Here is a 24318-nt window from a genome sequence, read left to right as displayed (position 1 = left end):
GATGTTTGAAAGCATAAGCAGGGTACTGCTTATAACTGATATGGACGGAACTTTTTTACCTGCTTCAAAGAAGCCCGGGCAGAAAAGTCTTGATGCTATTGCCGGCTTTCAGAAAAAAGGCGGCTTGTTTTCGATAGCTACCGGCAGAGCATTGCAGGCTGCTTCACAGTATTTCGGGGCATTCAAAGTGAATTGTCCCATTATAATGTGCAACGGCGGCATGGTTTATGATATGAATAACAAAAGGCAGATAAGTGATGTTTATGTGCCGGCTTTTACCAAGGATATCGTAAGGCAGATACTTGCTGATAATCCTGATGTTGGCTGCGAGGTTCTAACGCTTGACAATGTGTATGTTCCTCAGATGAATGATGTCGAGGCGCAGCATAATGTCATCTGCAAGGTAGACCCTGTGCTGTGTGATCTTGATGATATACCTGATAACTGGTATAAGGTGCTGTTTGCTTATGAGCCGGAGAGAATGCAGCGGCTGATAAGCTATGTCGAGAGCAAGAACTGGCAGGGGATAGATTTTGTGCGCTCTGCAAAGGAGTATTATGAGATACTTCCTCAGAACATCACAAAAGGAGCCGGTCTTGATGCGATGCGTAAAGTGTGCGGAATGCAGGACTTTACTGTGGTCGCAGTAGGTGATTACAACAACGATATAGAAATGCTCAAAACTGCTGATATTGGTATATGCCCCTCAAATGCAGTTAAAGATGTCAAGGATATATGTGATATCGTTCTTGATGTCTCATGCGAGGAGAACGCTATAGCGGCAGTTATTGACTACATATATTCACAGTTAGGCTGAAGCCTATTTTGGCTTTTAATAATTTTTTGGAGGTTTATTGTATGGACGCAGGATTAAAAAAGAAGCTTGAGATTCAGGCTTGTAAAGTACGTCTTGGGATCATTGAGGGTGTTTTTAATGCAAAATCGGGGCACCCGGGTGGGTCGCTCTCTATAGCTGATACACTTACATATCTTTATTTTGCAAAAATGAATGTTTACCCTGATAAGCCCGACGAACCCGGCAGAGACAGATTTGTTCTTTCCAAGGGTCATACAGCACCGGCGCTTTATTCCACACTTGCTAACAGGGGCTTCTTCTCTACAGATGAGCTTAAGTCGCTGCGTCATATAGGCGCTATGCTCCAGGGTCATCCCTGCATCACTATTCCCGGTGTTGATATGTCTTCCGGCTCTCTCGGCCAGGGCATATCTGTAGCTTGCGGCATGGCTCTTTCTGCTAAGATTTCCAACGATACATATAAGGTATACACAGTTCTTGGCGACGGCGAGATACAGGAAGGTCAGGTATGGGAGGCTGCCATGTTTGCAGCTCACTACAAGCTCGATAATCTTATCGCTGTTGTTGATAATAACGGTCTCCAGATCGACGGCAATATCAAGGACGTTATGTCGCCTTACCCGATAGTTGACAAGTTCAAGGCTTTCGGCTGGCACGTTATTGAAATGGACGCACATGATTTTGATTCGATCGAGAAGGCTTTTGACGAAGCAGAGAAGATCTGCGGCCAGCCTGTAGCTATCATTCAGAAGAGCGTTAAGGGCAAGGGCGTATCATATATGGAAAACAACGTTTCATGGCATGGTGCTGCTCCGAATGCTGAGCAGTACGAGCAGGCAAAGAGCGAGCTTGAGGCAGCTCTTGCAGCACTTGAAGCTAACTAAGAAAGGAACGGTGTTTACAAATGGCTGATGTTAAAAAGATAGCTACAAGAGAGAGCTATGGCAACGCACTTGCTGAGCTCGGCGATAAATATGAGAATCTCTACGTTCTTGATGCAGACCTTGCTGCTGCTACAAAGACAGGTATTTTCAAGAAGAAATTCCCTGAGAGACATTTTGACTGCGGTATCGCAGAGAGCAATATGATGTGCGTAGCTGCCGGTCTTGCTGCTACAGGCAAGATACCTTTTGCTTCTACTTTTGCAATGTTTGCAGCTGGCAGAGCATTTGAGCAGGTTAGAAACTCTATAGGCTACCCCCACCTCAATGTCAAGATAGGTGCTACACACGCTGGTATCTCTGTCGGTGAAGACGGTGCAACACACCAGTGTAATGAGGATATAGCACTTATGAGAACTATACCCGGCATGGTCATCATCAATCCTGCTGATGACGTTGAAGCAAGAGCTGCTGTTGAGGCTGCTATTCAGCATAATGGTCCTGTATATATGAGATTTGGCAGACTTGCTGTTCCTGTGTTCAATGACCCTGCAACATACAAGTTTGAACTTGGCAAGGGCATCAAGCTCGCTGACGGTGAGGATATTGCTATAATCGCTTCCGGCCTTATGGTCAACGAAGCTCTTGAAGCAGAAAAGGTCCTCAGAGCAAACGGTATCAAGGCTACAGTTATAAATATCCACACTATCAAGCCTATTGATGAGGATATCATCATCGAGGCTGCTAAGAAGACTGGCCTTGTGCTCACAGTTGAGGAGCATTCCGTTATCGGCGGTCTTGGCTCTGCTGTTGCAGATGTTCTTGCAGCTAAGTGTCCTACAAAGCTAATCAAGATAGGTGTCAACGATGTATTTGGTCATTCCGGCCCTGCTGTTGAGCTTCTTAAGCAGTTCGGTCTCAGCGCTGACAATATCGTTAAGACAGCTACAGACGCAGTTAAAGCAAAATAATTATCGGCGGACAGGTTCTAAAGCCTGTCCGTTTTTCACTTTTTTACGCCCTCTGCTATATTATAGTCAGGGGGTGAAATTATGCGAAAATACAGTTCGGTAAGGCTCAGGCTGTCTTATATTCTTATTATTGCAGCGGCAGTAGTTCTTTTTACAGTTATTCTTGTGTTGACAGCATTTGACAGGAAGCTGAGAACTATCGTAACAGATGCAGCAGCGCAGCAGACAAGTGATATAATATATGATGAGCTTGATGATTTTCTTAAAGAAAAAGGTGATATGGGTGAGCTTATACACATAAGCTATGACGATGAAGGTGTAATAACAGGTATAACTACAGACAGTGTAAGGATAAATGCTATAAACAGCGATCTCGGGTCAAGGATCTCGAAAGCGCTGAACAGTATTAAAGACAATAAGACATCTGTTCCTGTCGGGGCGCTTAGCGGAATAGATGTGCTTAGCGGAAAGGGTTTTGATATTGACGTTTACTATCACAATATATCTGATGTAAAGACTGAGCTTGTAAGTACATTTGAAAGCTGTGGTATCAACCAGACAAAGCATTGTCTAAAGCTGCTTATTAAAGCAGAGATTAATGCTGTGATGCCGGGGAAAGATATAAATATCGAGGTCAGCCAGGAGTTTCTTATATCTGAGACGGTAATTGTCGGAAAAATACCGGGTGTTTATTTAAATAATGATTAATTTTCCCTTAAACACTTGAAATAAAAACTGATTTGTGGTAAAATAAATATATTAGTGTTTTGGAGTGTGTGTTATGGATAAGCAGACTGCTCAAAATAGAATAGATGAACTCGTTGAGCTTTTAAATCATCATGCATATCTATATTATGTCCTTGATCAGAATGAGATAGATGATTATGAGTATGATATGCTTCAGCGTGAGCTCAGAGGTCTTGAAGAACAGTTCCCGGAGCTTATCAGAAAAGACTCTCCGACACAGCGTGTAGGCGGAATGGCATTATCTTCCTTTGAAAAGGTCGAGCACAGGGTGCAGATGGGCTCATTGCAGGACGTATTCTCGTTTGACGAGGTCAGAGCTTTCTTTGAGAGAGTCGCTTCGCAGGTGAGTGATCCTGAGTTTGTTGTTGAGCCAAAGATCGACGGCTTGTCTGTATCACTGATGTATCAGGATTCCGAGCTTACAGTCGGCTCGACCAGAGGCGACGGATTTGTTGGTGAAGATGTTACTGCCAACATAAAGACTATCCGCTCAGTACCGCTCAAACTTAAAAAAGAGCTTCCTCTTATAGAGGTAAGAGGCGAAGTCTATATGCCGAGAAATGCTTTTGAAAAGCTCGTTGAGGAGCAGGAGATAAACGGCGAACAGCCTTTCAAAAATCCAAGAAATGCTGCGGCAGGTTCTCTAAGGCAGAAGAATTCAAAGGTCACAGCAAAGCGTAAGCTCGATATTTTCTGCTTCAATATCCAGCAGATCAAAGGCGAGGAACTTACATCGCATAAGCAGTCTCTTGATTTTATCAAGGAACTGGGTTTCAAGACTGTTCCTGATTATAAAAAAGTAAAGACATATGATGAGATCATCAGTTGTATCGAGGAGATAGGCAAAAACAGATTTGATCTTCCGTTTGATATAGACGGTGTGGTAATAAAAGTTGACAGCTTTTCTCAGCGTGAGCTGCTGGGCGCTACAGCTAAAGTGCCGAAATGGGCGGTCGCTTATAAATTCCCGCCCGAGGAGAAGGATACTAAGCTGCTCGATATCGAAGTCAACGTCGGCAGGACTGGCGTTCTGACACCTGTCGCTGTTTTTGAGCCGATATTCCTTGCAGGCACAAGCGTTTCAAGGGCTACACTTCATAATCAGGATTTTATCATTGAAAAGAATATATCAGTCGGTGATATCATCACTGTCAGAAAAGCAGGAGATATTATCCCTGAGGTGCTGAGCGTAAGCCAGAAACTATCCGGCGATGCACATTTTGTATTGCCTGACAGATGCCCTGTTTGCGGCGGCTCTGTTGAAAGGATACAGGACGAGGCTGCTATCAGATGTACAAATGTAGAATGTCCTGCACAGCTTTTCAGGCAGCTTGTGCATTTTGCGTCAAAGGGCGCTATGAATATCGACGGACTTGGCCCTCAGATAGTTAGACAGCTGCTTGACAGCGGCCTGATCAACGGCATTGCCGATCTTTATGATCTGACTGCTGAGAAGCTGCTTTCGTTGGAAGGTTTTAAAGAAAGATCGGCTGATAATCTTATAAAAGCGATTGATGCATCTAAGAGCAATTCGCTTGACAGATTGCTTTTTGGTCTTGGGATAAGAAATATAGGCGCTGCTTCTGCTAAGCTGCTTTGCGAGAGGTTCGGCGGCCTTGATGATATAATATCTGCTACATCTGAGCAGATAGCAGAGATAGACGGCTTTGGAGATATAATGGCTGCGAGTGTTTACAATGCTTTCAGAGATGAGCATTTGCTCTCGCTTGTTGAAAGACTCAAAGCCAGAGGGGTCAACACTTCATACAGTAAGACCCGTGTAGATAACAGATTTGAAGGAAAGACCTTTGTTCTTACAGGCACACTTCCTACTATGAAGCGTGACGAGGCAAAGGAACTTATTGAAAAATATGGTGGGAAGGCAAGCGGCTCTGTCTCAAAAAAGACAAGCTACGTTCTTGCAGGAGAAGAAGCCGGTAGCAAGCTCGTAAAAGCACAGGAGCTTGGTGTTCCGGTCATTTCCGAGGAAGAATTCTTAAAGATGATGGAATAAAGGAGGCGCAGATATGTTCAGGATCGCACAAAAGCGTATTCTTAACGATCAGGTCATATTGATGAAGATCGAAGCACCATATATAGCGGCTAAGGTAGATGCAGGACAGTTTATAATATACAGAGTAGATGAGAGAGGAGAGCGTGTTCCCCTCACAGTTGCTGACAGTGACAAGGTAAACGGAACTATCACTATCATATTCCAGACAGTAGGAGGCTCGACTCAGAAGCTCGCTGCACTCAATGAGGGTGACTATATACTTGATGTTGTGGGACCTCTTGGTGTTGCTACTGAGTATGAAAAGGATATAAAGCGTGTTGCAGTAGTAGGCGGCGGTGTAGGCTGTGCTATAGCATATCCGCAGTCTAAAAAGCTGCATAATATGGGAGTTTATGTTGATCTTATCGCAGGCTTCAGAAGTAAGGATATCGTCATTATAGAAGACGAAATGAAAGAAGCCAGTGATGCACTTCATATTTGCACAGATGACGGTTCATACGGCTATCATGGCTTTGTTACAAACAAACTGCAGGAGCTTATCGACGGCGGAGCAAAGTATGATGAGGTCATTGCAATTGGCCCTGTACCGATGATGAAATTCGTCTGCAAGGTAACTGAGCCTTATGGAATAAAAACTTTAGTCTCTCTCAACCCTATCATGGTAGACGGCACAGGTATGTGCGGCGGCTGTCGTGTAACTGTTGACGGCAAGATAAAGTATGCTTGTGTTGACGGCCCTGATTTTGACGGCCATAAGGTCGATTTTGATGAGCTTATGAGAAGAAACGGCACATACAGGAATCAGGAAAAGTCTCATGTATGCAATCTTACAGGGGAGGTGAGGTAATATGCCGAATATGTCACCTAACAAGACCCCTGTAACTGAACAGGACCCGAAAGTAAGGGCAAGAAATTTCAAGGAAGTAACTCTTGGATATACACCAGAGCAAGCAATGCTCGAAGCATCAAGATGCCTCAACTGTAAGAACAGACCATGCACTACAGGCTGTCCGGTCGGTGTAAAGATACCGGATTTCATTGCTAAGGTCGTTGAAGGCAGGTTTGAGGAAGCATATGCTGTTATCAAGTCAACAAACAGCCTTCCTGCTGTCACCGGCAGAGTTTGTCCGCAGGAGCGTCAGTGTGAAAGCAAGTGCGTAAGAGGCGTAAAGGGCGAACCTGTTGCAATAGGCAGATTAGAGCGTTTTTGCGCTGACTATGTAAGAGAGAACTGCTCCTCGGCTTCAATAGAAAAGCCTGTTTTAAACGGTCATAAAGTAGCTGTTGTAGGTGCAGGCCCCTCCGGTCTTACCTGTGCAGGAGATCTTGCAAAGCTGGGATATGATGTTTCGGTTTTTGAGGCATTCCATACAGCAGGCGGCGTACTGATGTACGGCATACCCGAATTCCGTCTTCCCAAGGCTATCGTTTCTCATGAGATAGACGGTCTTAAGGAGCTCGGTGTTGATATCGAAACAAACATGGTTATAGGCAAGGTGCTTTCTATAGATGAGCTTCTTGAAAGAGGCTATGAGGCTATTTTTGTAGGCTCCGGTGCCGGGCTTCCCAGGTTTATGGGAATAGAGGGCGAAGGCCTTGTAGGCGTTTACTCAGCAAATGAATACCTCACAAGAATAAATCTTATGAAGGCGTATCTTGATGACTACGACACACCTATAAAGCGTTCCCGCTCGGTCGCTGTATGCGGTGGCGGAAATGTGGCTATGGACGCTGCAAGAAGTGCTATGCGTCTTGGCGCTGAGCACGTTTATATCATATACAGACGTTCGCTTGATGAAATGCCTGCAAGAAAGGAAGAAGTTCATCACGCAATGGAGGAAGGGATAGAATTCCTTGTACTCAATAATCCTGTCAAGATAGACGGTGATGAGAACGGTAATGTATGCGGTATGACCTGCATTAAAATGGAGCTTGGAGAGCCTGATGAGAGCGGCAGAAGAAGCCCTGTGGCTGTTGAAGGTTCTGAATATGAGCTTGATGTAGATACAGTAATTATGGCAATAGGTACATCTCCTAATCCGCTGATACGCTCGACTACACCCGGGCTTGAAGCAAACAAGCGTGGCTGCCTTGTGGTAGATGAAGAAAGCATGAGAACTTCAAAAGATGCTGTTTATGCCGGCGGAGATGCCGTGACAGGTGCAGCTACAGTGATTCTTGCTATGGGTGCCGGCAAAAAGGCCGCTGCTCATATTGATGAATATATAAAACATAAGAACAACTGAAACGGAGGAATTATTAATGAACGCAGCGATTTTAGCAGAGGCACAGGCTAGCTCGACAACACAGATGCTTGTAACTTTTTTACCGTTAGCACTTATCTTTGTGTTTTTCTATTTATTTATATTAAGACCTCAGAGAAACCAGGAAAAAAGAGACAAGGCAATGAGAGAGAACCTTGAGATAGGCGATGAGGTAGTTACAAACGGCGGTATTGTAGGTATAGTTTTCCAGGTCAAGGAAGACACTGTTGTTATCGAGACCGGCGGTGACAGAAGCAAGATAAGAGTTAAGAAATGGGCTATTGCTCAGAACCTGACAACTCACGAAGACGATAAGTAGTTGACTACATAAAACGGCGGACACAGGTTGTCCGCCGTTTTTGTATATATGTTCATTTTCCTGCGTATACTTATAGTAAAAAGTGTGCGGAGGGATAGTGATGAATAATAAAATAAAGGTATTGCCGGTGCTGCTGGCGTTGACACTTTGCAGCTGCGGTGAGCGAATCGGTGAAACAGATAATTACAATAAGCTGATATTGCAAGACAATTCAGGTATGCTTTCTCAGCTTGGCAATGAAATGATAACGCCTATCTCAACGCTGAACAAAAGCAATGACAAACTAAACTACAGTGAACAAAAGGCGATATGGCTGTCATATATCGACCTTAATGAACTGTTTTATCAGAAAAGCAAAGAGGAGTTTATACAAGGCTTTGAGGAAGTATGCCGCCGCTGTAAGTCGATAGGGGTAAACACGTTATATATACATTGCAGAGCATTCGGTGATGCCTTTTATGATTCGTCGCTATTTCAGAAAACAAAGACATTTGGCGACATAGATTATGACCCGTTGGAGCTTATGACGGATATTGCGCATAATAATGAATTATCAGTTCATGCATGGATAAATCCGCTTAGATGCGAGACTAAGCAGGAGCTTGATAAAGCTGACAATGAGCTACAGATAACAAAGTGGTATAATTCCGATGATGACAGGCTAAAATATGTTACGACTGACGACCACTACTGGCTTGACCCGGCATATGATGATGTTATAACGCTTATCTGTGACGGTGTAAAAGAGATAATCGATAATTATGATGTTGACGGCATACATTTTGATGATTACTTTTATCCCACGACAGACGAGAGCTTTGATGCAATGGCTTTTGAGCTTTCCGGAGAGAGTGACCTTAAAAGCTGGCGGACTGAGAACATCAACAAGCTCGTTTCATCAGTATATAAAACAGTCAAGAGCTTAGATGAAAGCATTTTGTTTGGCATATCTCCTCAGGGAAATATAAACAATAACTACGAGTATATGTATGCAGATGTGGGAAAATGGTGCAGTGAGAATGGATATATTGATTATATTGCGCCTCAGATATATTTTGGTTTTGAAAACAGCGTGCTGCCATTTGAAAGCTGCGCCCAGGAATGGAACGAGCTTGTGAAAAATGAGAGTGTAAGCCTTATAATCGGCCTTGCAGCATATAAGATATATACCGATGAGGAGTTTATTGACAAGAGCGATATACTATCACTTCAGATAAACAGCACCAGAGGGCTTGAAAGATACAGCGGCTATGCATTCTATAACTACATCTCATTATTTCCTACTGATAGTGAAAGAGCTGTTACAGCCAATAAGCAGATAGATAATATAAAGAAAACAGACGGCCAATGAACCGTCTGTTTTTATATATTTATATTACATCATCTTCCTGATTAGGTATGTTGAGCTGCTTCTTAGGAATTCTCTTTATAGGATCATAGACCCATTTTTTACAGCTGTAATCCGCATCAACAAGACCCTGCTTCTCACAAAGCACCTTATTACCTTCTCTTGAACGATTACCAAAAGCGCAATATGAGCACGAGGGAGAGATCTCGTTGCCGAAATAATTCTTTTTCTTTGCCATTTTTATATACAACTCCTTTGAAAAAGTAATTAAAATCTTACATAGTAAATTATATCACATATCTCGAAAAAATGCTACCCCTTTTTTGAAAAGTAGTAAAAAAATCATTAATATCAAACAAACCGACGGTATAAAATTGTTGAAATTGACTATAAAATCTTTTCTTGCAGATATGCAGTATTCAGCCTTTTCTATAAAGTGATCGGTCATTCTGCCGGCAATAAAGCCACTGAGCAAAGATATCGGCAGTCTTGTGATAAAAAACAGCGTAAGCGGGTATCTGCCTTTGACGGTTGAGATCATCTGTATAAGCACACATACACCGCCAAAGCTGAAAAGTGCTGTTATTATCGGGATGAGTTCATAGCTTGCATTATTAAGTGAAGTAATGCTTGATAGCTCAAATACAGTTTTGATAAGCGACTTTTTCTGAGAGTTTATGCGAAGAAAACTGTCAAACAGCCTTTGTACATCAGCCATACAGACACAGAATATGATAACAAGGCCGCATATCATCAGCATTGAACTTCCGGCGTTCTCGGTGCATTTTATAAGATCTTCGGAGCTGAAAGCTGTTCGCTCAGTTTGTCTGACAGGTTTTAGTCTGAATATCCTGCATAGAATAAGTGCAGCAATTAGATTTGAAAGAAAAGTGCTTAGCCAGACGATCAGGCCTATTCGCTTGTCGTTGTATAAAAACAATCCGATAACACCAATTGAGAATGACGGCCCACCGGCGTAACAAAAGCACTGCATAACTGATGCGGTCCTTTTGTCAATGCTGCCGTTATCAGTCAGCTCACCAAGCATTGATGCGCCTATTGGAAAGCCGGCAAGATTTGATATTAGCATCACTGAAAACAGCTCATATGGCATTTTATAGACAAATCTTGCTATCGGGTAAAAGGGGAGGGATAGTATCTTGTATGCCCCTGTCCTGATAAGCAGTCCTGACACGGCCATAAATATAAAGAGTGAGGGTATAAGTATATTCAGGCATCTCTCGATCGCTTCCTTTGCAGCAGTTAGTGAAGTATCTGCGTAAACTGTCAGCATTACGCACAATGATATCGCAGTAAAGTATACAGCTGCTTTTCTGATGTTTTCCATGTTGTTTACCTGCCTTTTCTTTTTTATAATGTATATGTCAGTCCTCTGGCTAATATAATCTAATATAAAGCTGGAGGGGTGCAGGTATGAAATCGCATTTAAAAGAAAAGCTCAGAGATCTTGCTTTTATCAATGCTTTTATCAGTATTGTTGATGACAGATGCGCAGTTATAGAGAATGTGCAGAATATAGTTGAATGTAATGAGATATATGTAAACATTGAAGCCTCTGGTTTCAGTATAAAAGTGTGGGGCAGCGGACTTACGCTTTCAAACTATGAATACAGTATAGTTGAAGTGAATGGGAACATAACCGGTATTGAGCTTGAAAAACAGCGCCGTATTTCAGGGAAGTGATATTATGAGAAAGGATAAAAATTGCTGTGTGCTAATGATCAGCGGTGTAAAAAGATATAAGCTATTAGACAATATCGTCAAATGCGGTATTGAATGTGAGCAGATACAAGATAGGAATGAAATGCTGTTTATATCGACCCACACATCAAATATAAAGAGGATAGAGAGACTTGCGGCAAAATATGGCAGCGTAACTCAGCTTCAGGACAAACATATCAGCATCAGGCGCAGACTTATAAAGAATGTTATGCTTCATTCGGGGCTTGTTGTCGGGATAGTGATATCAATTATTCTGTGCAGTGTGTTTTCTCATATGATACTGAGAATAAATATTGAAAATGACAGCGAACAGGTCAGGGCGGATATTCTAAGTGTGCTCGATGAAAACGGACTTCACATAGGCAGCTTCAAGGACGGGTTTGATTATGTCAAGCTCGAACGTGAGCTAAAGCGCAAAGTGAATGGGATAAGCTGGGTAGGGATATCTGAACAGGGCAGCACACTTGTTATTGATACTATTGATAATATCCCCAAGCCTGTTTCCGATAATAAGCGGCTGCCTTGTAATGTTGTGGCACTTCATGACTGTGTGGTCGATAAAGCAGAGGTTTTTTGCGGTGATCTTAATGTAAAGATAGGCAGCGGCGTAAGGGCAGGGGATATTCTTATAAGCGGTGAGCGAAAAAAGCTCATCAGTTCAGGCAAGGACAATAAAGAGACAGAAGTCACACAGTATATGCGTGCAAGTGGACGTGTATATGGAACATTTGAAAAGCAGGCGGAGTTTTTCTTCCCGTATGAGCAGTGCATCAACACTCCTACAGGGAAGGAGATCACAGTAAACTATCTAAATATATTTGATGCGGATATCCCACTGTTTATAAGGGATATTGAAGGCACATACACTTACAATGCCATTAGGGAACCTGTGTCTGTTTTTGGTATAGAGCTGCCTGTTGCCATAACAAAGGTCGAATACAGCGAATATACCGAGGCTATCAATACCTTTACCGATGAGCAGATAGATGAAAAGATTGAGAGCAGTATCAGAAACTATGAGACAGAGCTTCTTACAGGGTATGAGATAAAGGATTTAAAGAAAACTGTTTCAAGGGCTGATGACGGTGTAACTGTAAAACTGATATATACATTATACGGTGAAATTGGTGAACAGGCAGATATTTATTTAAACAAAGAGTAATATTTCTGTATAATTTATCAGAATAGTAATTGCTTTTTTCTAAAATATGTGTTATAATAAAGGAGAGTAAACAAAGGAATAGGGGCTGTTTAATGACAGAGAAGAATATCAGCCTTGACAGCATGGAGGAGACTCTGGCTGTTTTCGGCGATTATGATGAGAATATAAATCTGATACAGCGGCAGTACGGTGTTGTTATCCTCTGCCGGGGAACTGATATAAGAGTTTCCGGTGAGCAGGAAAATGTTGATAAGGCGGCTGGATGTATAGATTCTCTGATTGGTCTTATCAGAAAGGGAGAACGTATCAGCACACAGAATCTGATGTATATTTTCTCTCTTATAGATGAAGGCAGTGCCGATCAGGTAGAAAAGCTCACGAGTGACGGTATCTGCATAACTGTCGGCGGAAAAATGGTAAAGCCTAAGACACTTGGGCAGAAGCGTTATGTAAGCGCAATAAAGGAAAACACGATAACGATCGGTATTGGCCCTGCCGGCACAGGTAAGACGTATCTTGCTGTGGCTATGGCGGTAAAAGCGTTCAAGGCGCATGAGGTCAACAGGATAATCCTTACAAGGCCTGCTGTTGAAGCAGGGGAGAAGCTGGGTTTTCTGCCCGGTGACCTTCAGAACAAGGTTGACCCTTACCTCAGGCCGCTTTATGATGCTCTGTTTGAGATGTTAGGGCCTGAGAGCTTTACAAGGCAGCAAGAAAAGGGCGCTATTGAAGTTGCTCCGCTTGCATATATGCGAGGAAGAACGCTTGATGATTCGTTTATAATACTTGACGAAGCACAGAATACCACGCCTGAGCAGATGAAAATGTTTCTGACAAGGCTTGGGTTCAATTCAAAGATAGTTATAACAGGCGATGTCACACAGATAGATCTGCCGGATAAAAGGCGTTCGGGTCTTGTTGAAGCAGTCAAGGTGCTTAAAAATGTGTCGGATATCTCTATTAATAGGTTTACTGAAAAGGATGTAGTAAGACATAAGCTCGTTCAGGATATTATCAAGGCTTATGAAAAATATAATGAAGGAAGGAAAGCGTGATATGGGTAAGGTAAAAGTATCAATAATGAATAATCAGACCGAGGTCAAGGTGCCTGTAGGAATAAGGCTGCTTATTCGTAAATGCTGCCATGCCGTTACTGAAAGCGAGAAGTTTCAGGGCGACAGCGAGGTAAGCGTTTCGTTCGTTAATGATGAGCGTATACACGAGCTCAATAAGGAATACCGTGATGTTGACCGCCCGACAGACGTTCTGTCCTTCCCGATGGGCGAGAACGGTGAATATGACCTCAATAATGAGACAGGTGCATATATTCTCGGTGATATAGTTATTTCTCTTGAAACGGCTCTTAAACAGGCATCAGCCTACGGCCATTCGCTTGAGAGAGAGATAGGTTTTCTTACAGTTCACTCGATGCTGCATCTTCTTGGCTATGACCATGAGCAGGACAGCCTTCATGAGCGCATAATGCGTGAGAAGGAAGAGGAGATACTTGAAAGCCTCGGCATTTCAAGAGATGCTACCTTTGTTATCGACGAGCACGCACACGAATAAAATATTCTTATAAAACGGCAGATGATATGCCGTTTTATGCTTTATGACAAATGAAAGGATAATAGCAAATGCAGGAAAGACAGACAAAAAACTCATTCGTTACTATAATAGGCAGACCTAATGTCGGCAAATCATCGCTCCTCAATGCTTTGGTAGGGGAAAAGATAGCCGCAGTAAGTGACAAGCCGCAGACAACAAGAACAAAGATAACCGGCGTTGTAACTAAAGAAGACACGCAGTATGTGTTTATGGATACTCCCGGTATGCACAAGGCCAAGAACAAACTGTCTGAGCACATGATAGAAGCTATAAACGAATCGGCTGCTGATGTAGATACGATTATGCTGGTAGTTGATGTTACTAAGAAGCTCGGTGATACAGATAAGGCTCTTGCTGCAAATTCAGGCAGTGCCAATACAAAGAAGATACTAATTATCAACAAGATAGATCTTATCGAGGACAAGCAGGATCTTATAGGGAAGATAGCTGAGTATTCCTCGATTGCTGATTTTGATGATGTGATACCTATAAGTGTCAAGGAAAACGACGGTCTTGATATCGTTATGGAAACACTTGAAAAGTATGCTGTAGACGGCCCTCACTATTTCCCTGATGATATGCTCACCGACCAACCTGAAAAGGTTATCATGGCTGAGATCATCAGAGAAAAGGCACTTAATAATCTTAACGAGGAGATCCCACACGGAATTGCTGTGACTATTGAGCGGCTTGATGAGCGTGATTCAAGAAACGGTGAAGCTATTCTTGATATCGAAGCGACAGTTTTCTGTGAGAGAGAGTCTCATAAGAGGATAGTTATCGGAAAAGGCGGCAGTATGCTCAAAAAGATAGGCTCAGATGCAAGAGAAGAACTGGAGGAGTTTTTCCAGATAAAAGTTAATCTCAATCTCTGGGTCAAGGTCAAGGAAGGCTGGCGCAATAGGGAAGGCATGATAAGGAATTTCGGCCTTTCCTTAAAATAACATATAAACGTATACATAAATACCTGGATTTCTGCCAAGAATATTATTACAATATCTTTATTGCAAAGGAAAATGTATTATGGATTACTGGCAGGAATTTATCAAAACAGGAGCAGTTTCTGATTATCTTAACTATAAGCTGAAGGAAGAGAAAAGGAATGTCGAAGAACCTAATCAAATTCAAGGGTCTGGTGATAAAGGAAAAGAGAATAGGTGACAACAAGCTCATAGTTGTGCTTACTAAGGAGCTTGGCGTTATAAGCATTTTCTGCAACGGCGGTTTCAAGCCGCAGTCTAAAAACCTCGGCGCTACACAGCTTTTTTCCTATTCCGATTTCTGTGTGGACGAAAAGACAGATTCTAAGGGATTGAAAAGGTATTATCTTGACAGCAGCAGCTCTGATACTATCTTTTACCGTATAAGGCTTGATGTGATAAGCTCTGCACTTGCGGCTTATATTGCTGAGCTGCTTGATTACTGCGGCATAGCTGAGAGCAATAACGGCGAGGTGCTAAGGCTTACGCTCAACACCTTCTATTCACTTGATAAGGACAGGCAGCCGCCGGAGCTTTTAAAATCTATATATGAGATACGTCTGCTCTGCGAGACTGGCTTTCGTCCTAATCTTGTAGCCTGCAATAACTGCTACCTGTATGAGTCTGACTCGATGCATTTCAACATAAAGACAGGCAAGCTGCTTTGTGATGACTGCATCTCCGAGGAAGACAGAAACAATGGCTTTGACTTTGTCCTTGATAAGCAGATGCTTTATATCATTCGATATATTGCGCTTAGTGATTATCATGAGCTTTTCAGCTTCAAACTATCTGACAAAGCTCAGAAATGGCTTACAAAGTTTTCGGAATCATTTGTAAATTACTATTTCAAAGGACATTTCAACGCCCGCAGTTTCTTTAAAATGATCAACCTTGTCTGAAAGGAGTGTGCCGCATAAGGCGCAATAAATGAATAAATATTTTGAAACACTTGAACTACATAAAATACTGCAAAAGCTGAGTGATCTGTGCTCAAATGCTGTATCAAAGCAGCTTTCGCTTGAAATAACGCCATCGGTCGATATAGACGACGTCAGGCGTGAGGTCGAGCGGACAGATAATGCACTTAGCCTTACCATACAGCACGGAACACCGCATTTTATAAACTTTACAGATATTACACCGATAGTAAAGCACGCTGTTTCAGGTGCTGAGCTGTCATTAAAGGAGCTTATTGAGATAAGGCGTTTTCTTTATCAGATAAGAATGCTTGAAGAATGGCATAAAGAGCTCAAGGAGGAATGCAGCCTTGAGTTTCTTTTCGAGATGCTTTATCCTGACAGATACTTAGAGCAAAGGCTTGATGTGTCGATAATTGATGAAAACAATCTTGCCGATGAAGCGAGCAGCGAGCTTGCATCTATCAGACGAAAGATATCAAATGCAGAGCTGAAGATCAGGGAGACTCTTGATAAGATGATACGCTCGGCATCAACGCTGAAATATCTTCAGGAGGCTATAGTAACTATCCGTGACGGAAGATATTGCCTGCCAGTAAAGACAGAGCATAAGGGAAGCGTCAGCGGTATGGTGCATGACACATCTGCAAGCGGTAATACTCTGTTTATCGAGCCGGCTGCAGTTGTTGAAGCCAACAATGAGATAAGGATACTCAAAGGGCGTGAGCTTGATGAGATAAGAAGGATCATCAGGGAGTTTTCTTTTGAGATATCCGGACAGAGCGAACAGCTCATGTCGAGCTTTGAGGCTGCTGTAAAGCTCAATATATACTTTTCAAAAGCCAATCTTGCAGCTGACATGAGAGCCTGCAAGCCTGAGATAGGCGATGACGGGGTAATTATCCTTAACAAAGCAAGACACCCGCTTATTGATCCAAAAAGCGTTGTACCTGTCGATTTCAAAATAGGTGAGGGATACACATCTCTTATCATCACAGGTCCTAATACCGGCGGTAAGACTGTTGTTCTGAAAACTGTCGGCCTGCTTACTCTTATGACTATGTGCGGTTTGCTTATCCCTGTAACTGACGGCAGCAGGATTTCTGTTTTTCATGATATCTTGGTTGATATCGGCGACAAGCAGTCTATTGAGATGAGCCTTTCTACTTTTTCATCGCATATGAACAGGGTAGTCGAGATACTTGATACGGCTGATTTTCAGAGTCTTGTGCTTATTGATGAGCTTGGCTCGGGCACTGACCCTGTAGAGGGTGCAGCACTTGCTGTTGCTATAATTGAAAAGCTCCGTCAGAAGGGTGCTACACTTGTAACAACAACGCATTATCAGGAGCTTAAGATGTATGCTATAGATACAGAAAGAGTCGAGAACGCTTCCTGTGAGTTTGATGTCAACACGCTTATGCCTACATATAAGTTGATAGTCGGCACACCCGGAAAGTCTAATGCTTTTGCCATATCAAAGCGTCTGGGGCTTGCTGATGATGTTATTGCGCACGCAAAAGAGCTTGTAACTGATGAAAACAGCCGGTTTGAGGCTATTATTGACGACCTTGACAAGCTGAGGACTGAGCTTGAGGAAAACAAGCGCAAGACCGAATCTGACAGAAGAACTGCTGAAAAGCTCAGAGCAGAGCTTGAACACGAAAAACAGGAGCTTGCACTCAGGCGTGAGCAGGAGCTTGAAAAGGCGAGAGCCGAAGCACAGAACATAGTTAACCGTGTTCAACGTGAGAGCCAGGCACTTGTTGAGGAGCTTGAAAAGGTTCGCAAGGAAAAGGAAAGCCAGGATTTCTCAAAGCTGGCACTTGAAGCCAAGCAGAAACAGCGTTCGTCAATGAACAAGCTGTATTTAGAAGCAAACCCTGTTATTTCCAAGGACGATGACAGCTATGTACTGCCGAGGCCTCTTAAAAAGGGTGACAATGTTATAATTGCCGAGTCAGGCAGAAAGGGTATTGTTGTTAATCCGCCTGATGCAAAGGGTATGTGCTTTGTGCAGGTCGGTGTTATGAAAACCAAGCTCGATGTAAAGAAGCTGCGTCTTGTAGAAAAGGAAAAAGATACAAAGAAGCCCAAGAAACGTGGCTCGGTGTCCACAAAGGGCGTTGAGAGCCGAATGACAAGGAGAGTCAGCACTGAGCTCGATATCAGAGGTTATGCATCTGATGACGGCATTTACGAGGTGGATAATTTCCTTGACAGTGCTGTTATGTCCGGCGTAGGGCTTGTGACAATAATCCACGGAAAAGGAACAGGCGTACTCAAAAATGCTATAAGAACACATCTTAAGCGACACCCGCAGGTCAAGAGCGCTCGACCCGGTCTATACGGTGAAGGCGAAGATGGCGTAACTATTGTCGAGCTTAAGAAGTGAGTAATCTAATATTGGTTTATTTAAAAGACACCGTCAGTGGTGTCTTTTATTTTTGGCAAAATGCCATTGATTAATCTATCGAAAATGCAATGAAGGCAGGGGGGGTTGCCAAGCTCTTGCAAACGTGATATAATATATTCAATGTAAAATACAGTAAAGGAGTTGCACTAAATATAAACAAGTTTAGTGTCAACTTTTGCGAGAACCAGAGTAAGTACTGCTCACATTGCACACGGCGCAAGCCGTGCGCTGTGCGCATAAGAAAAGCAGTACTTACCCAAATACTCGCAAAATACCCGAAGCGAAGCGGAGGCTGCAAGTTGCACTAAACAGATATTATAGTGTCAACTCCCTGAATAACCTTTCCTGAATACACGAAAGTGTATTATCCTTTGCAGTAACAGGTTAAAGAAACAATCTATTTGTCGGCACACACTATAAAACTAAAATCTTTACACCCCTTGGAAAGAATAGACGCCTTTGGCGTCCTTCCACTGTAATACACGCACGCTGAGGATATACAGCGAGCTTGCTCTCGCTGTATAGACGAGCCTTAGTGCGCAGGGCTAAAGCTACAACAATGAAACAACGTCTCCTTTCTTGGTCGAAAGACCGTATATATATACATCGCTCCCTTGCCGAGTGGCTTTGCCACCGCAGGGAGTTAGATGTAATTTACAGAATGTTTACAATTAGGTATTGACAAATCACGAAACAAAGTATATAATGTATGTAGTAAATGTAGTAAATGTAGTATAAACATATAAAAACATAAGTAAATACGCACGTTCCTTGGGCTTGTCTAAGGAACGTGCAGAAGTAGATAAAGTAGATATAACCCCCAAAAAAGTAGATATAACCCCAAAAAAGTAGATAAACCACCAGAAAGGAGAAATCACAATGCCCGACAAATCATGGAGAACTTGCGAGATAACACAGGACTGCTGTTACGGCTGGACACCCGAAAACGTTCATAAATTCATAGACGGCTGGTCATCGGTCAAAGACTATGCATACATACTGCACGATAAGGACAAAAAGGACGATAACACAACACCGAGAGAACCTCACATTCACCTCATGCTCAGGTTCAGCTGTGCAGTACATACATCAAATATACTCGCAAGAGCCAAAAAGGTAGGTATTCCTGCCGATTGCATAACAGAGAACCGCATACAGAAAATGAAGTCTTGGTCTGCTGCTCTCAATTACCTTACACACAGAGATGAACACAAACCGTGGAAACACGTCTATGACACTGCCGAAGTTATCTCTAACTTCGACTGGCAGTTAGAGTCAGAGAGCGCACATCAGGCTAAACAGTTAAGAGCCGACAAGGGGAGAGAAAAGGAAATCGTCGAAGCAATCGCCAGCGGAGAGATACGCCTGTTCAACCTGAGCGAACACATAACTTCATACGAAGAAAACCTCTACAGCAAAGCTATAAAGACCGCCTTTAACAGAAGAACAAGAGACCTCAAACTCAAGAACGAGCGCAATATGGAAGTAATCTTCATATCGGGCGAGAGCGGAGTTGGTAAAGACACCTTTGCGAGAGAATGGTGCAAAGACAAAGGTCTTTCGTATTTCACAACAGGCAACAACGACAAATCACCCTTTGACGACTATATGGGACAGGATGTCATCATATGGTCGGATGCGAGAGATGACGTGTACAAGCCTGCACAGATACACACCATGCTCGATAACCACTGGTCAAGCACACAGAAAGCCCGTTTTGTTGACCAGGTACTCAACTGCCAGTACTTCATAATAACCTCGGTCAAACCGCTTAACGAGTGGTACAAGAACTTCTACTCCAAAGAGGGAGAGGACATCAAACAGCTCTACCGCCGTATTAAGACATGGTACGATATGAACGATAAGGATATATCGTGCAGGATATATGACCAGAACCTTAACGAATACATCTACACCGATTCATACCTCAACATATATGGTCACAAGAGTGAATACCTTGACAACGCCGAAAAGCGTGTAGAGTTTGCAAGAGATATGCGTTCGGACAAAATGCTGTCTTGGAATGGAATGAGTGACCTGTTCAGACGTACAAGCAACATCGTTGAAGAACTGGAAAAGAACAATGCGAACTTCTTTGATGTGTACGAAGACGAAACATCAGAACTTCGTTCTTGTTTAGATGCTATACATGATATACAGGCAAATTTCTACGAACACGGAAAAGAAATACGTTATGATAAAGAAATAGACGGTATAGTGGTAGATGATATCTATGAATAACACGACCGTCATCATACACCGTCTTCCATGACTTCTACAGAGTATATGTCATAGAGAACCACCGCCTTGTCCTCATATGCCTCAAAACCACACTGCTTGACGCACAAATCACTGCTGCCGAGCTGATAGAGTAAGGCAACAAGGGGTATGGGGCGCAGCCCCATTCAAAATAAATCTACCTTGGAGACCCAAAGCCCCGAAGGGGTCGCGTAGCGAGGTCGACCGTCAGCATTTGCGCTGTTGCAAATGCGGCAAGAACTTGACCTTCAGGGCAATTTCGACTCGCAAGGCAATCTCCTGTTGCCGCGCAGTGAGACAACTCGTTGGCTCACGAAGTCAAAACCGAGACCTCAGGCTCGGTTTTGCCAAATGGCAACCTTCTGTGGCTCACATTTTAGCAATGGAACGACCACTCACCACCAAATCAACCTATAAACCTGTAACCGTAAGGGCAGGAATGAATATACAAGGAGTTGCACTAAATACAAATTTAGTGCAAGTTAGGGGAATGAAAAAAGAGTATTATAAAGACTGCCCGGATTACCTGGAGGCCTTTCTGGTGAACCTTAAGGTGATCAAGGACAGAGCGGACAGAACTGAAGAAGCATATTATATCGATATTAGAACGTTCTTAAGATATCTTAGGCTGATACATAATGACGCTGAGCCTGATGTGGAGTTTGAAAGTATTGAGATCAAGAATGTTCCTATAAGCTGGATCAAAGAATTCAAACTGACTGATGCATACCAGTATTTAAAATATCTTAAAGATGAAAGAAATAATTCTGCTAAGACAAGAGCACGCAAGGCATCTGCGCTGAAGCAGTTCTTTAGTTTCCTGCATAAAAAATCAGGAACTCTTGAAAAGGATCCGCTTACTGACCTGGAGCTTCCTCGTATCAAGCAGGCGCTTCCTAAGTATCTGACACTTGATGAGAGCTTAGAACTGCTTGATAACATGAACAAGGATTCAAAGAACTACACCAGAGACTATTGTATACTTGTTCTTTTCTTAAACTGCGGAATGCGTCTGAGCGAGCTTGTGGGATTGAATATTAATGATTACAGCGAGGAAAACAGCACTCTGCGCCTGCTTGGTAAGGGTAATAAGGAACGCATAGTTTATCTTAATAATGCTTGCAGATCGGCACTGAATGATTATCTACAGGTCAGAAATCAGATAAAGCCTAAATTCGCCGAGCATAAGAACGCCATGTTCTTTTCATCTAACCGTACAAGGATAGCCAAAAGGCGTGTTCAGCAGATAGTTGAGGAAAATCTCAATAATGCAGGGCTTGGAAATAAGGGCATAACGACCCACAAGCTGCGTCATACTGCCGCTACGCTGATGTATCAGCACGGAAACGTGGATACCCTTGTTTTAAAGGATATTCTAGGTCATAAGAGCATTGCCACGACCGAGATATACACGCATTTATCGAACGAAAACCTCAAAAACGCTGCCGAAGCTAACCCTCTGGCAAATGTTAAAAAAGTAACAAACGAAAAATCGCCCAAAACGGACGATGAATAAGGTATATAACGGCATACCTGCATATGTGGTATGCCGTTATTTTAATAGAAATGATCTTGAATAGAGTCCAACAAGCCGAAATTATAGATACATTTATCTATCAGAGCAAGAGCTATGAATAAAACTAACAACAGACATAACATACCGACAACAAGCCCTAAAATAGCATCAAAGTAGAGATGCGGTATGTCTTCTTTAAGAACAGCTTCTTTTTGACCTTGTAAAGTGTATATATCGGCATACTCCATATCCTTATAGCGTGCGCCTTTATGACTGTTTGTTGACAATAAGAATACAGCCGGGTCATCATCTTCGGAACTGACGATTATTGTATGGAGTATCACTCTGTATCTGCCGCCAAGATGATTTTCTGTACGCTCATATTTGACTATCCTCATTCTATGAACACTGCCATGTCTGAGACCTTTCAGCTTTTTGATCGCTTTGATCGAGCATATAATACAGATATAGGCAAACAAGAGATTTAGTAATACAAAAATAACTATCTCTATAATATCACGCATTGCTTATACCTCTTTTCTTATTATAGAGTTTTTGGGAAATTCCAGATCAGATGCGATAGAAAATCTCATCATTGCGTGATTTGCGGTGTCAATTGTATTGTCATGCTCATCAAAAAGCTCATCAGCTGTCAGAGCTACCGGCTTACTGTATGGTGCAAGCACCTCAAGTTTATCGCCCTTGTTGAATTTGTTTCGCTGTGTGGCATATATCCTGCCGTTTTCGCACTTATCGACTATTGCCACAACATCATATTCTCTGATATAGCCGCTGTTTTCATAGTACTGGCAGTCCTTGGGGTGGCCGAAGAAAAAGCCTGTGCAGTAAGCTCTGTGGCTTACCTTGAACACTTCATCGTGTATCCATTCAGGCAGTTTGTAGTTTTCAGGGTCTTTTTTATAGATATCCATAGCCATACGATATGCATTAGTCACTACAGATACATAGTATGAAGACTTAGCCCTGCCCTCGATCTTGAAGCTGTCAACACCTGCCTGTGCTAACTTGTCGATATGGTCGATCATGCACATATCCTTGGCGTTAAGAATGTAGCTGCCCTTTTCTTCCTCAAAGATAGGGTAGAACTCCCCTACCCTTTTTTCTTCCATAAGATGATAACCCCATCTGCAAGGCTGAGCGCATTCACCACGGTTGGCATCACGGTTTACAAGATACTGTGACAGAAGGCATCTTCCCGAAAAGCTGACGCACATAGCACCGTGAACAAAGCACTCTATTTCGAGATCCTTAGGTGTTTTGGCTCTTATCTCGGCTATTTCTTCAAGTGAGAGCTCTCTTGCGAGCACCACTCGCTTAGCACCCATATTATAAAACTCATTAGCTGTTACATAGTTGACGATACCGGCCTGAGTTGAAATATGTATCTCCATATCAGGTGAATACTTCTTTATCAGTGAGAAAACGCCTATATCATTGGCTATCATTGCGTCAACACCGGCATTTGTCGCATCTTTAATAAAGCCTTCAAGCATAGGCATTTCGTTATTATGCGGCAATGTGTTGCAGGTGAGATATACACGTTTGCCCCTTGAATGAGCTTCGTTGCAGGCGATCTTTAAGCTCTGTGCATCGAATTTTGCTGAACCTGCCCTCATGCCGAACATCGTTCCGCCGAGGTAAACTGCATCTGCACCGTAGTCAAGGGCAGCATACAGTCTTTCCATATCACCTACAGGAGCAAGTATTTCAAGTGTTCTGTTCATATTTATCAGTTCCTTTATTTGTTTAAATATTCAGCCAGCCTGTCAGTATCTGCAAGCGCTTTTGCATCGTCTTTAGCGTCAATAATGTCAGTAGCAAGGCTGCACACAGTATCAAATATCTCATTGCAGCCGAGCGTATGAAGTATAAGAGCAGCTGTTTCTTCAGCGGTCTTATACTTATTCATTCCGCCGCCTGTCAGTATTATAGCACCCTTTTTTGAATTGACGATCAGCTTTTCATTTCTGAAATGTGAGGCACAGAAATACATCTGAGCCCTGCTTACAACATCAAGCAGTCTGCCTGTCAGTTCATTAAAGTATATAGGCGACGCTATAACGATACTATCACAGCTTTCAATATATCTGTAAACCTTTTGCATACCGTCGTCAATTGCGCAGCCGGGGTGGTCTTTGCAATATCTGCAATCAATACAGGGAGATATATCGCCGCTGTAGGCATCAACTACAAGTATATCCCCGTTCAGCTTATCGGTGAGCCTGTGTATCAGCGATATTGTATTGCCGTTTTTTCTTGGTGAACCGTTGAGGATAAGTGTTTTCATATTACTCTCCGAAAAAAGCCTATTAAACCTTGTGCTTCCCGCCGG

The 24318-nt window shown here is 42.7% G+C and carries 24 protein-coding genes; 18 read left to right on the top strand and 6 right to left on the bottom strand.

What is annotated here, in order from left to right:
- Position 1 precedes the first annotated feature (1 nt).
- The 9 genes from CD05_RS0106710 to CD05_RS17740 all read left to right on the top strand — a co-directional run bounded on the left by CD05_RS0106710 (position 2) and on the right by CD05_RS17740 (position 9364).
- A complete protein-coding gene (locus tag CD05_RS0106710) occupies positions 2 to 817 on the top strand; it encodes a Cof-type HAD-IIB family hydrolase (RefSeq protein ID WP_028509850.1) in 816 nt (271 codons plus the stop codon).
- A 41-nt stretch (positions 818 to 858) separates the two neighbouring features.
- Positions 859 to 1701, top strand: coding sequence for a transketolase (locus CD05_RS0106705; RefSeq protein WP_028509849.1), 843 nt, complete (start codon positions 859 to 861; stop codon positions 1699 to 1701).
- A 20-nt stretch (positions 1702 to 1721) separates the two neighbouring features.
- Positions 1722 to 2669 carry a transketolase family protein gene (locus tag CD05_RS0106700; RefSeq protein ID WP_028509848.1) on the top strand — a complete coding sequence of 316 codons (948 nt, stop codon included), beginning with the start codon at positions 1722 to 1724 and terminating at the stop codon, positions 2667 to 2669.
- Between the two features lie 81 nt (positions 2670 to 2750).
- Positions 2751 to 3377, top strand: coding sequence for a sporulation protein YunB (gene yunB, locus CD05_RS0106695; RefSeq protein ID WP_028509847.1), 627 nt, complete (start codon positions 2751 to 2753; stop codon positions 3375 to 3377).
- A gap of 73 nt (positions 3378 to 3450) precedes the next feature.
- Entirely contained in the window at positions 3451 to 5430 is a 1980-nt protein-coding gene (gene ligA, locus CD05_RS0106690; RefSeq protein WP_028509846.1) for an NAD-dependent DNA ligase LigA, read from the top strand.
- Positions 5431 to 5443: 13 nt separating this feature from the next.
- Complete coding sequence (locus tag CD05_RS0106685; RefSeq protein ID WP_028509845.1) at positions 5444 to 6277, top strand: sulfide/dihydroorotate dehydrogenase-like FAD/NAD-binding protein; 834 nt, start codon at positions 5444 to 5446, stop codon at positions 6275 to 6277.
- Position 6278: 1 nt separating this feature from the next.
- On the top strand, positions 6279 to 7676 hold the full coding sequence (gene gltA, locus CD05_RS0106680; RefSeq protein ID WP_028509844.1) for an NADPH-dependent glutamate synthase: 1398 nt from the start codon (positions 6279 to 6281) through the stop codon (positions 7674 to 7676).
- 16 nt (positions 7677 to 7692) lie between these two features.
- A complete protein-coding gene (gene yajC / locus CD05_RS0106675; protein ID WP_028509843.1) occupies positions 7693 to 8013 on the top strand; it encodes a preprotein translocase subunit YajC in 321 nt (106 codons plus the stop codon).
- Between the two features lie 100 nt (positions 8014 to 8113).
- Positions 8114 to 9364: a family 10 glycosylhydrolase gene (locus tag CD05_RS17740; RefSeq protein ID WP_051588861.1), complete on the top strand. Its 1251-nt coding sequence runs from the start codon at positions 8114 to 8116 to the stop codon at positions 9362 to 9364.
- Between the two features lie 19 nt (positions 9365 to 9383).
- Here the strand turns inward: CD05_RS17740 and CD05_RS0106665 are convergent, their stop codons facing one another.
- Together CD05_RS0106665 and CD05_RS0106660 are read right to left on the bottom strand one after the other, a co-directional pair.
- The gene (locus CD05_RS0106665) at positions 9384 to 9599 is read right to left on the bottom strand and encodes a hypothetical protein (protein ID WP_028509842.1); all 216 of its coding nucleotides are present in this window, start codon (positions 9597 to 9599) and stop codon (positions 9384 to 9386) included.
- Positions 9600 to 9653: 54 nt separating this feature from the next.
- Entirely contained in the window at positions 9654 to 10709 is a 1056-nt protein-coding gene (locus tag CD05_RS0106660; RefSeq protein ID WP_028509841.1) for a hypothetical protein, read from the bottom strand.
- Positions 10710 to 10795: 86 nt separating this feature from the next.
- Between CD05_RS0106660 and CD05_RS0106655 the strand changes: the two genes are divergently transcribed.
- From CD05_RS0106655 to CD05_RS0106620, 8 genes are all read left to right on the top strand, one after another.
- The gene (locus tag CD05_RS0106655) at positions 10796 to 11065 is read left to right on the top strand and encodes a YabP/YqfC family sporulation protein (RefSeq protein ID WP_028509840.1); all 270 of its coding nucleotides are present in this window, start codon (positions 10796 to 10798) and stop codon (positions 11063 to 11065) included.
- A gap of 4 nt (positions 11066 to 11069) precedes the next feature.
- On the top strand, positions 11070 to 12266 hold the full coding sequence (locus tag CD05_RS0106650; protein WP_028509839.1) for a sporulation protein YqfD: 1197 nt from the start codon (positions 11070 to 11072) through the stop codon (positions 12264 to 12266).
- 92 nt (positions 12267 to 12358) lie between these two features.
- A complete protein-coding gene (locus tag CD05_RS0106645) occupies positions 12359 to 13321 on the top strand; it encodes a PhoH family protein (RefSeq protein WP_028509838.1) in 963 nt (320 codons plus the stop codon).
- A gap of 1 nt (position 13322) precedes the next feature.
- Complete coding sequence (gene ybeY / locus CD05_RS0106640) at positions 13323 to 13835, top strand: rRNA maturation RNase YbeY (RefSeq protein ID WP_028509837.1); 513 nt, start codon at positions 13323 to 13325, stop codon at positions 13833 to 13835.
- A 68-nt stretch (positions 13836 to 13903) separates the two neighbouring features.
- Positions 13904 to 14818, top strand: a complete 915-nt coding sequence (gene era / locus CD05_RS0106635) for a GTPase Era (RefSeq protein WP_028509836.1) — start codon at positions 13904 to 13906, stop codon at positions 14816 to 14818.
- A 158-nt stretch (positions 14819 to 14976) separates the two neighbouring features.
- A complete protein-coding gene (gene recO, locus CD05_RS0106630) occupies positions 14977 to 15756 on the top strand; it encodes a DNA repair protein RecO (RefSeq protein WP_028509835.1) in 780 nt (259 codons plus the stop codon).
- Positions 15757 to 15784: 28 nt separating this feature from the next.
- Positions 15785 to 18169 (top strand): endonuclease MutS2, encoded by a 2385-nt coding sequence (locus tag CD05_RS0106625; RefSeq protein WP_028509834.1) that lies wholly within the window; start codon positions 15785 to 15787, stop codon positions 18167 to 18169.
- Positions 18170 to 19069: 900 nt separating this feature from the next.
- A complete protein-coding gene (locus CD05_RS0106620; protein ID WP_028509833.1) occupies positions 19070 to 20431 on the top strand; it encodes a Rep family protein in 1362 nt (453 codons plus the stop codon).
- 11 nt (positions 20432 to 20442) lie between these two features.
- Here CD05_RS0106620 and CD05_RS20865 read toward each other — a convergent pair whose 3' ends face one another.
- The gene (locus CD05_RS20865) at positions 20443 to 20595 is read right to left on the bottom strand and encodes a hypothetical protein (RefSeq protein ID WP_198021579.1); all 153 of its coding nucleotides are present in this window, start codon (positions 20593 to 20595) and stop codon (positions 20443 to 20445) included.
- 344 nt (positions 20596 to 20939) lie between these two features.
- Between CD05_RS20865 and CD05_RS0106610 the strand changes: the two genes are divergently transcribed.
- Positions 20940 to 21965, top strand: coding sequence for a tyrosine recombinase XerC (locus tag CD05_RS0106610; RefSeq protein WP_028509832.1), 1026 nt, complete (start codon positions 20940 to 20942; stop codon positions 21963 to 21965).
- A gap of 41 nt (positions 21966 to 22006) precedes the next feature.
- Here the strand turns inward: CD05_RS0106610 and CD05_RS0106605 are convergent, their stop codons facing one another.
- From CD05_RS0106605 to CD05_RS0106595, 3 genes are read right to left on the bottom strand one after another with little or no spacing between them, the layout of a single operon-like run.
- Positions 22007 to 22489 (bottom strand): hypothetical protein, encoded by a 483-nt coding sequence (locus CD05_RS0106605; protein ID WP_028509831.1) that lies wholly within the window; start codon positions 22487 to 22489, stop codon positions 22007 to 22009.
- A gap of 3 nt (positions 22490 to 22492) precedes the next feature.
- Entirely contained in the window at positions 22493 to 23710 is a 1218-nt protein-coding gene (locus tag CD05_RS0106600) for a U32 family peptidase (RefSeq protein WP_028509830.1), read from the bottom strand.
- 14 nt (positions 23711 to 23724) lie between these two features.
- Complete coding sequence (locus CD05_RS0106595; protein ID WP_028509829.1) at positions 23725 to 24273, bottom strand: flavodoxin family protein; 549 nt, start codon at positions 24271 to 24273, stop codon at positions 23725 to 23727.
- Positions 24274 to 24318 lie beyond the last annotated feature (45 nt).

Origin of the sequence: Ruminococcus sp. NK3A76 (genome assembly GCF_000686125.1) — a bacterium.
Lineage (GTDB): Bacteria > Bacillota > Clostridia > Oscillospirales > Ruminococcaceae > NK3A76.
Note: the sequence above shows the minus strand (reverse complement) of the source record. Positions and strands in the feature narration are given on the sequence as shown.